This is a genomic window from Ruegeria sp. CH10, from assembly GCF_056537125.1.
Genome location: NZ_JBQFQY010000002.1, coordinates 756,112 through 764,511 on the forward strand (window position 1 = coordinate 756,112; position 8,400 = coordinate 764,511).

Sequence of the window (8,400 nt, forward strand, 5' to 3'; positions counted from 1 at the left end):
TTAACCCTCTGCCCTGATCTGCGTACTGCGTGGCAAGGCCGCAACCCTGTCGCCGCAGGTGAAAAAGAAATCGCAGCCCAGCGGGTACAGCGCCGCATTGGCCTGCAGCGCCGGGATGTCCGGCAGCGACAGATGCGCGACCTCTTTGATACCCGGCCCGGACAGTTCGGCACCGGATGGCTGCAAGGTGTCACATTCGACGATCAATGTGGCAGACCGGTCGGGGTATTCCGGCGTCCCGACCCGGTACTGCGCCAGCGGTCCAAGCGCCTGCCAAGTGCCGACGGCAAAATCCGCCTGCGCCGCATCTGTAAGGGGCGCACCCGTGTGGAAGGTCAGCCATTGACGCACCGCGTCTGTATCCAGCTCACCCGCCAGATGCAGTTTCGTATCCGGGTCACACAGCGTCAGCAGCAACGTGCCAGCCGCCACCGACAAAGGAGCCGGAGCCTGGCTGCCGCTGATCGTGCGGATGTTGCCCGGCCGCGCCATAACGGTCATTGCGTCGCGAAATGCGTGGGCGGCATCAATCGGCGCATCGCTGAACCCGCCTGAGAATTGTGTTTGCGTGGACACTAGTCCTCTCCCCGTACCAGCGTGAAGAACTCAACCTTGGTGGCTGCGGCCTTTGCGGCGCGTTCTGACTGTGCGGCGTTCATCTGTTGATGCAGCGGTGTGATGACCTGCGCGCGCAATTCATTGGCGGCCTCGGTCTGCATCATCGCATCAATCAGCGCCGCCGCCTCAGCCTTGCGCTTGGACCGGCCCTGCACATAGCCGTGCCCAACCGTCCCGTCCTTCAGAACCACCGAACAGCGCGTGACGGTCATCTCACCCAGATTGAACGGCGCGCCGGTGGCACCTGCGCGGCCGCGTACCATCACGCCACCAGTTTCCGGGGCGCGCAGCCAGTCAAAGCCGGGCTGAGCTTTGACATCGCCCCACAGGTCCATCAACGCCTCTTCCGGGGCACGGGCCAACAGGCCCATCCATGCCTTGCGCGCGGCATGAGTATTATTTTGCTGATCCGCCATCGAAACCTCTTGGCCGGGTTGTCTACGTGAACTATACAACTAGACAAATAATACGACCCTCCACTGAGTCCCGCAATCCGGGATCGTGTGAAATTTTGATGACATGAGCAAAACACCCATTTGGAAAAGCATCGCGCTGAACCTGACATCGGACATTGCCGAAGGGCGCTATAACACCGGAGACCGCCTGCCGACCGAGGCGCAACTGGCCGCGCAGCATGGGGTGAACCGGCATACGGTACGGCGGGCGCTGGCGGATATGGCCGAACAGGGGCTGGTACATGCCCGGCGCGGCGCGGGCGTGTTTGTCGCCGCGCGGCCCACCGACTACCCGATTGGCAAACGGGTCAGGTACCACAAGAGCATCTCGGCCAGCGGCAAGATACCGGGCAAACAGATTCTGTCCCTGACAACCCGCGTCGCGGATGAGACTGAGGCTGAGGCCCTGCTGCTCAACCCCGGCGACGAAGTGCACATCTATGACGGGCTGTCTTTGGCTGACGGCCAGCCCATCGCCCTGTTCCAGAGCATTTTCCCGGCAGACCGGCTGCCCAACATCCTGGAATCTGTGCAAGACACCCAATCGGTGACCAAAGCGCTGCAGCGATGCGGCGTCGGAGACTATACACGGGTATCGACCCGCCTGACCGCACGCGCCGCAACGGCGACGCAGGCCCTGCACCTGCGCCTTCCCGAGGGCGCACCGATTCTGTTTTCAGCCGGTGTAAACGCTGATCTGTCCGGCGTCCCTGTTGAATACGGGCGAACGGCTTTTGCCGGGGAACGCGTCACCCTGACGCTGCACGACGATTAACCGCGTAGGTCTCCCGCCCGTCTTCACCCTCCTTACGGAGGGTTCATCCCGTTGGGCGTAGCGCCGCGCTTTGCGCGGCGCCGGGCCCAAAGCCGCCAAGGGGGATCGGCGAAGCCGATGGTCCTGCGGGTGCGGGAGCCCTTCGGGACAGGGCACAAAGGTACTATTCGTATTTTTCCAGAAAGGCTTCGGCGCTGAGGGTGCGGAAATCCGGAAGTGCCGCGCGCAGGCGTGCATTATCCCAATCCCACCACGCCATGGCCAGCATTCGATCCGAAATGTGCAAGGGAAACCGGCGGCGGATCGGTTTGGCAGTTACCCCACCAACAATCGTGTAGGGATCGACATCCTTGGTCACCACCGCGCCCGAAGCCACCACAGCACCATGGCCAATTGTGACCTCAGGCTTGATGATCGCTGCGTGTCCGATCCATGTATCGTGGCCGATCACGGCGACCCGGCTGGCGCGGAGGGCGAACCATTCCGGGTCATCCTCAGCATCATCCCAGTAATCTGCCGAGCGGTACAGGAAATGGTGCTGCGACGCTTTCTCCATCGGATGATCCGTCGCACCTATCCGCGTGAAGCTGGCGATATTGGCGAATTTGCCGATCCGGGCATTGGCGACATCGCAGGTCCGGTCGCAATAGGAGTAATCCCCCCACTCGGAATTGGCGATGCGGCTGCCTGCGCCGATCTCGACATATTCCCCGAAACTGCTGTTCGTGACCTTGCAATCAGGGTGAATGAACGGGTGATCCGGGCGCAGGCGTGCCATCGTCTGTGATCCCAACTCAACCCTGCGACTGCAGCTTGGCTTTGGCCCGGCGCGGTTTGCGCTTGGCCCCGGCCTCGCCCTGAATCAGGCGCTTGCGCAGCCAGCCCGAGAACCAATCCATCAGCATCACCATCAGGATGATCAGGACGATGTAGTAAGCCACCTCTTCCCAGTCTTTCTGCGTGATGATCGCCTGCGTCAGCAACAGACCGATCCCGCCGCCCGTGATCGCGCCAATCACCGTGGCGCTGCGGGTGTTGGATTCGAGGAAGTACAGCAACTGGCTCAGCAGCACCGGCGTCACCTGCGGGATCACACCAAAGCGATAGCGTTGCGGCGCGTTGGCCCCGGTGGATTGGACGCCTTCGATCTGCTTGTTGTCCACATTCTCCAGCGCTTCAGAGAAGATTTTGCCGAACGTGCCGGTATCCGTCACCAGAATGGCCAGCGCACCGGTCAGCGGGCCGGGGCCAAAGGCGCGAGCCAGAACCACGGTCCAGATCAGCGCATCCACACCGCGCACAAAGTCAAATACACGGCGGGTGGCAAAGCGCACCGAACGCAGCGGGTTGAAATTGCGCGTCGCCAGAAAGGCCATCGGCAAGGCCACCATCGCCGCACCCAGAGTGCCCAGGAAGGCCATCAGGATGGTCTCGAAAATGGCCCAGGCCACATCCTGATGCCGCCACATCTTGTTGGTCCAAAAATCGTTCAGGATCGCGCCTGTCTCACCATTTGCGGCCAGACCGACAAGCTGCGGGAAGGATTTGCCGTAATACGGGCTGTCGAGGGTGAAGAAGAACAGCTCCCACCCGGTGAAATACCGGAACACTTCGGAACGGTTGCGGGTCACGGTCAGACGGCCCGCATCGGTTTTGATCGCCAGACGGTTTTTCGACAGGTTGATCCAATCCGGCACGTCGCCCGCAGGCAGTTCCGCCTGCACACCAGCTGAACGGCTCGGAGTCGCGCGGACAGTGCCATAGCCGGGGATGTCATATTCCACCGTCTCGGGACCAAAGCGCACGACATGGCCGTCCTCAAGATCGATCACGGTGGTTTCGCCCAGTGTGACCCAATCAGGGGCCGTGCCTTCGGGATAAGCACCCTTGCGCTCGCCCTCAATTGCCGCTGTGATTTCGCCGGACCGGTTGTCACGTTCGACATGCGTTTTGTAGCTGTAGCTGTCCGAGACAAGCGTCTTGCCGTTTTCCCAATTCGCTCGCGCGGCCAGACCCGACACGTCGAAGGCAACGAACACATAGGCCAGATAGACCAGCACCAGCGCGGGCAGGCTGAAATTCACAAGGCGTTTGCGGCTGAACAGGTGATCTGCCTCGGACTTGAGCTGATCGACGGTCAGATTGGTTGCGAAGGTGCTCATGCCGAGGCTCCTTTTTCCGACCCGTGGGCCAGACGGTCGCGCAGGTAGCCAGAGATCTGGTCCACGACGACGATAGTAACGAAAAGAAGGATGAAAATGGCCGCGGCCTCATCATAACGCCCCTGCCCCCAGGACATGGCGTTGCGCAATTCGTACCCCAGACCGCCTGCGCCGACGAAGCCCAGAATGGCCGAGGCGCGGATGTTGATCTCGAACCGCAGCAGGGCATAGCTGACATAGTTCGGCCCGACCTGCGGGATCACCCCCAGATACATGCGCTGAGACCAGTTTGCCCCGACCGAGGCCAACCCCTCAACCGGTTTGAGCGAGGCGTTTTCGTTCACCTCGGAAAACAGTTTGCCCAGCGCGCCAGCCGTATGGATGGCGATGGCGATCATCGCAGGCACCGGGCCACCGCCCAGAACAAAGATCAAAACCAGCGCGATGACGATCTCAGGAATTGCCCGGAACACGTCCGAAATCCGCCGGAACAGCGGGATCATCGACGGCCAATAGGCCATGCCCCGGGTCGACATCAGCGCCAGAAACGTACCCAGGATCGTGCCCAAAAGGGTCGAGGCGGCGGCGATGTTCAGGGTTTCCACCAGCGCCGGAAAGAACTCGACCAGATTGGCGGGCATCTCGGCGATTTTTTCCCAAGCCTCGGACAGAACCTCGGCCGGGTAGTCCAGAATCCGGTGCCAGCCGTCGATGAAACTGCCGGCGTTGCGGCTGTCGGCTGTTCGGAACCCTGCGGCCATCATGGCCACGAACAGGATCAGAAGGATACCACCATAGACCCTCTTGCGTCGCGCCATCGCGGTATAGTCGTCGCGGATCTGATCGACGGTCGGGGACCCAGCAGTCAGGTCTGTCATGGAATGCTCCTGAGTGGAAAAACGGGGCCCAGCTGTGCGCCGGACCCCGCGTATTGGATATGCAGGCTTAGTTGGACTTCAGCTTGCGTGCTTCGATGATGATTTTGTAGGCGTCATGGGTGATCGGATCAAAGCTCTTGGCTTCGCCCGCTGCCACACCGTAGAAACAATCGCGGTCTTTTTCCGACAGCGTGTCCCACAGCTCGGTCACTTTGGCTTTGACGTCGGCAGGCAGTGCCTTGCGGACAACAACGGGGCCTTCCGGGATCGGCTCGGATTTCCAGATCTGGACCAGATCGTTCATGTCGACCAGACCCGCGTCCACGGCGCGGCGCAGGGCGCCCGACTGATAGCCGTCTTCCCATTCGCCCAGACCGTCGGCCCAGGTTACACCGCCGTCAACGTCACCGTTGTTCACGGCAACGATGGTCTGCTCGTGACCGCCGGTGAATTTCACTTCACCGAAAAAGTCGCCCGATTCCATGGTCGCGCCGGTGGCCGCAGGGATCTCGATCGACGGGATCAGGTAGCCCGAGGTCGAGTTCGGATCGCCAAAACCAAAGGCTTTGCCCTTCATGTCTTCCAGCGAGGTGATGCCGCTGTCCTTGCGGGCAAATCCGATCGAGTGATAGCCGTAGCCGCCATCGGTGTTGACCTTGACCAGAACCGGCTCAACCGCTTCGGGGTCGGACAGGTAGGTTTTTGCGTAGCCCGACGCGCCCAGCCAGGCCACGTCGATGGTGCCGCCCAGCAGGCCCTGAATCACACCGTTATAGTCGGCAGGGGCAAACAGCTTGGCCGGAACGCCCAGTGCCTCTTCGGTGTAAACGCGCAGGCACTCGTTGTTGTTCAGACGGTCCTGAGCGTTCTCGCCGCCCAGAATGCCGATGCGCAGCTCGGTGATGTCCTGAGCCATTGCAGGTGCAGCCATGGCAGTGGTCGCAACAAGGGCAGCCATAAGTTTTTTCATCTGTCTCTCTCCAGTTTGATGCACCGGCCTTTCATCGGCCGGTCGATGAAAGGGGGGGTGGGCCTAGATGGTCGCTTCGGCTTCCATCAGGGCTTTCTGGGTGGCATCCAGCGTCTCGATCTCGGTCGAGGTCGCCTCTTCCGAGAAGCTGTCATCGGCGCCATAGATCTCACGCGCGACACCGGTGGTCAGTTGCTCGGGCAGGCCGTCGAACATGATGCGGCCATCGCGCATACCGACCACGCGGTCGCAATAGCGACGCGCGGTGTCCAGCGTGTGCAGGTTTGCAATGACCGTTCGGCCATCCTCTTCGTGGATACGGCGCAGGGCCTGCATCACGACCTGAGCGTTCATCGGGTCAAGCGAGGCGATGGGTTCATCCGCCAGAATGATGCTGGGATCCTGCATCAGCGCCCGCGCGATGGCGACCCGCTGCTGCTGTCCGCCCGACAGGGCCTCGGCCCGTTTGGGGGCATGTTCGGCAATGCCCAGACGGTCCAGAATGTCGATGGCACGGTGAATTTCGTCCATCGGGAACAGGTTGAACATGGTGGCCAGTGTCGAATGGCGGTTCAGCGTGCCGTGCAGCACGTTCGATACCACATCCATGCGCGGTACCAGATTGAACTGCTGAAAGATCATGGCGCAATCGGCCTGCCAGGCGCGTTTGTCCCGGCCTTTCAGCCTGGTGACATCCTTGCCGTGGAACAGAATCTCGCCTTCGCTGGCATCGGTCAGACGGTTGATCATCCGCAGCAGGGTCGACTTGCCCGCGCCCGAGCGGCCAATGATCCCGATCATGCAGGGCTTGTCCACATCCAGCGTGGCCCGGTCCACGGCAATATTGTCGCCAAAGCGCTTGGTCAGTTTTTCGATACGCAGCACGTGCCACCCCCAATTCATGTTGGCGGTCAGCTACAGACAGCGTTCAACAGCTTTGTGTAAGTGCCGTGAAAGTTTTGTAACGGCGCCCGACGCCGGGGGGCTACCCTTTGCGGGGCGGCGGCGGTATACGCGACGGCGACTCTTCTGCTGACATGAGGCCGCCATGAGCTTTGACCGCACCATCAAGATCGCCCCGTCGATCCTGTCCGCCGATTTCGCCAATTTCGGAGCCGAGATTCAGGCCATCGAAGCCCAGGGCGCCGATTGGGTCCATGTGGACGTAATGGACGGCCATTTCGTCCCGAACCTGACCTTTGGCCCCCCCGCCGTCAAAGCGTTCCGCCCGCATGTCAATACGGTGATGGATGTGCACCTGATGATCACTCCGGTCGATCCCTACATTCAGGCCTACGCTGATGCAGGGGCCGACATCCTGACCGCCCATATCGAGGCCGGACCCCACACCCACCGCACCCTGCAAGCCATTCGCGCCGCCGGGATGAAGGCGGGTGTTGCCCTGAACCCCGGCACCCCGGCCGAGGCGGTTGAACATCTGCTGGACCTGGCCGATCTGGTCTGCGTGATGACCGTGAACCCCGGCTTTGGAGGGCAGAAATTCATCGACCTGACCGACAAGGTCCGCAAGCTGCGCCAGATGATCGGCGATCGCCCGGTGCATATCGAGATTGACGGCGGCGTTGATCCGCAAACAGCGCCCTTGGTTGCAGCGGCAGGTGCCGACGTTCTGGTCGCAGGGTCGGCTGTGTTCAAAGGTGGGTCCGTCGAGAACCCGGACGTCTACGGCAACAACATCCGGGCTGTTCGTGCAGCGGCAGAGGGCGCGTTGTCCTGAAACAATGGACTTGAGTAAACTTGGATGGCGGGGACTCCCCGCCATTTTTGTTAGAGCCATACGCATACGAATTGGGCATGGCGGTCTCTGTTCGATCAGCAGAGAACATGGCCAGACGCGTCATACCAAAGGGCAACACTGCGAATAGGTCGTGCGGTTTGGCTGATGTCTCCAACCGCATGCAACGTGGTTTGCGGTCATGATAGAGAATCGTCAATTCAGTTTTGCTGAAATCCAGTCAAATAGAATACATTTGCCAAGTTCGGCCTCTTGTGACCATGAACAAGCGCCTAACCTACCAACGAAGAGTATATCCAATGATTGAACGCATCGAAACAGGCGAGCGGTCGTCCAAGATCGTCAAGCACAACGGCGTTGCCTATCTTACAGGACAGGTCGCCGAAGGCGAAACGATCCAAGAACAGGTTCGGATTTGCCTGGAGAAAATCGATACTCTGCTGGAAAAAGCCGGTTCTTCACGCGAAAAAATGCTGCGCGTAACGATCTGGCTGGCTGATATGAGCGATTTTGCCGGATTGAACGAAGTATGGAATGCGTGGGTTCCTGCTGGACACACGCCGGCACGCGCGTGTGGTGAAGCCAAATTGGCCCGCCCCGAGCTGAAAGTAGAGTTTATCGTGGATGCTGCGTACGACTAGTCGCTACATTCCTCGCCGCAATGCTTTGATGCCACGAACACCTGCACGAAAAAGGCCGCCCCTGTTTGGGACGGCCTTCTTTGAGTCAACGGTTGGGTCCGAGATTATTCGACGAATAATCTCCGCACCCTCGCGCCTTACTCGA

10 protein-coding genes are annotated in these 8,400 nt (G+C 60.6%); 3 read left to right on the forward strand and 7 right to left on the reverse strand.

Translation table 11 applies throughout. From position 1 onward, the window contains the following. Both phnH and phnG read right to left on the reverse strand, forming a co-directional pair. Nucleotides 1-576, reverse strand: a complete 576-nt coding sequence (gene phnH, locus ACRZ94_RS10095; protein ID WP_480797252.1) for a phosphonate C-P lyase system protein PhnH — start codon at nt 574-576, stop codon at nt 1-3. Continuing rightward, entirely contained in the window at nt 576-1,034 is a 459-nt protein-coding gene (gene phnG, locus ACRZ94_RS10100) for a phosphonate C-P lyase system protein PhnG (protein WP_480652848.1), read from the reverse strand. The genes phnH and phnG overlap by 1 nt, the downstream gene beginning before the upstream one ends. Before the next feature lie 103 nt (nt 1,035-1,137). On the opposite strand from phnG, the gene phnF reads away from it, so the two are divergent. Then, nucleotides 1,138-1,848 carry a phosphonate metabolism transcriptional regulator PhnF gene (gene phnF / locus ACRZ94_RS10105; protein ID WP_480797253.1) on the forward strand — a complete coding sequence of 237 codons (711 nt, stop codon included), beginning with the start codon at nt 1,138-1,140 and terminating at the stop codon, nt 1,846-1,848. A 163-nt stretch (nt 1,849-2,011) separates the two neighbouring features. On the opposite strand, the gene ACRZ94_RS10110 is transcribed toward phnF, so the two are convergent. The 5 genes from ACRZ94_RS10110 to phnC form a co-directional block, all read right to left on the reverse strand. Beyond that, nucleotides 2,012-2,626, reverse strand: a complete 615-nt coding sequence (locus ACRZ94_RS10110; protein ID WP_480797254.1) for an LbetaH domain-containing protein — start codon at nt 2,624-2,626, stop codon at nt 2,012-2,014. Nucleotides 2,627-2,642: 16 nt separating this feature from the next. After that, the gene (gene phnE / locus ACRZ94_RS10115; protein WP_480652854.1) at nt 2,643-4,010 is read right to left on the reverse strand and encodes a phosphonate ABC transporter, permease protein PhnE; all 1,368 of its coding nucleotides are present in this window, start codon (nt 4,008-4,010) and stop codon (nt 2,643-2,645) included. Beyond that, entirely contained in the window at nt 4,007-4,888 is an 882-nt protein-coding gene (gene phnE, locus ACRZ94_RS10120) for a phosphonate ABC transporter, permease protein PhnE (RefSeq protein WP_480652856.1), read from the reverse strand. The genes phnE (ACRZ94_RS10115) and phnE (ACRZ94_RS10120) overlap by 4 nt, the downstream gene beginning before the upstream one ends. Nucleotides 4,889-4,955: 67 nt before the next feature. Continuing rightward, nucleotides 4,956-5,858, reverse strand: a complete 903-nt coding sequence (phnD, locus tag ACRZ94_RS10125; protein WP_480797255.1) for a phosphonate ABC transporter substrate-binding protein — start codon at nt 5,856-5,858, stop codon at nt 4,956-4,958. A gap of 63 nt (nt 5,859-5,921) precedes the next feature. Then, nucleotides 5,922-6,743, reverse strand: coding sequence for a phosphonate ABC transporter ATP-binding protein (gene phnC, locus ACRZ94_RS10130; RefSeq protein ID WP_480652860.1), 822 nt, complete (start codon nt 6,741-6,743; stop codon nt 5,922-5,924). Nucleotides 6,744-6,906: 163 nt separating this feature from the next. Here phnC and rpe point away from each other — a divergent pair, with 163 nt between their 5' ends. Continuing rightward, nucleotides 6,907-7,596: a ribulose-phosphate 3-epimerase gene (gene rpe, locus ACRZ94_RS10135; protein WP_480652863.1), complete on the forward strand. Its 690-nt coding sequence runs from the start codon at nt 6,907-6,909 to the stop codon at nt 7,594-7,596. A 317-nt stretch (nt 7,597-7,913) separates the two neighbouring features. Beyond that, nucleotides 7,914-8,255: a RidA family protein gene (locus ACRZ94_RS10140; protein ID WP_480652865.1), complete on the forward strand. Its 342-nt coding sequence runs from the start codon at nt 7,914-7,916 to the stop codon at nt 8,253-8,255. Nucleotides 8,256-8,400 lie beyond the last annotated feature (145 nt).

Excerpts from the sequence above, each read along its gene's own strand:
- rpe (WP_480652863.1), top strand. The coding sequence starts at position 6,907 with ATGAGCTTTGACCGCACCATCAAGATCGCCCCGTCGATCCTGTCCGCC.
- phnF (WP_480797253.1), top strand. The coding sequence starts at position 1,138 with ATGAGCAAAACACCCATTTGGAAAAGCATCGCGCTGAACCTGACATCG.
- ACRZ94_RS10110 (WP_480797254.1), bottom strand. The coding sequence starts at position 2,626 with ATGGCACGCCTGCGCCCGGATCACCCGTTCATTCACCCTGATTGCAAG.
- phnD (WP_480797255.1), bottom strand. The coding sequence starts at position 5,858 with ATGAAAAAACTTATGGCTGCCCTTGTTGCGACCACTGCCATGGCTGCA.
- phnE (WP_480652854.1), bottom strand. The coding sequence starts at position 4,010 with ATGAGCACCTTCGCAACCAATCTGACCGTCGATCAGCTCAAGTCCGAG.
- ACRZ94_RS10140 (WP_480652865.1), top strand. The coding sequence starts at position 7,914 with ATGATTGAACGCATCGAAACAGGCGAGCGGTCGTCCAAGATCGTCAAG.
- phnG (WP_480652848.1), bottom strand. The coding sequence starts at position 1,034 with ATGGCGGATCAGCAAAATAATACTCATGCCGCGCGCAAGGCATGGATG.
- phnE (WP_480652856.1), bottom strand. The coding sequence starts at position 4,888 with ATGACAGACCTGACTGCTGGGTCCCCGACCGTCGATCAGATCCGCGAC.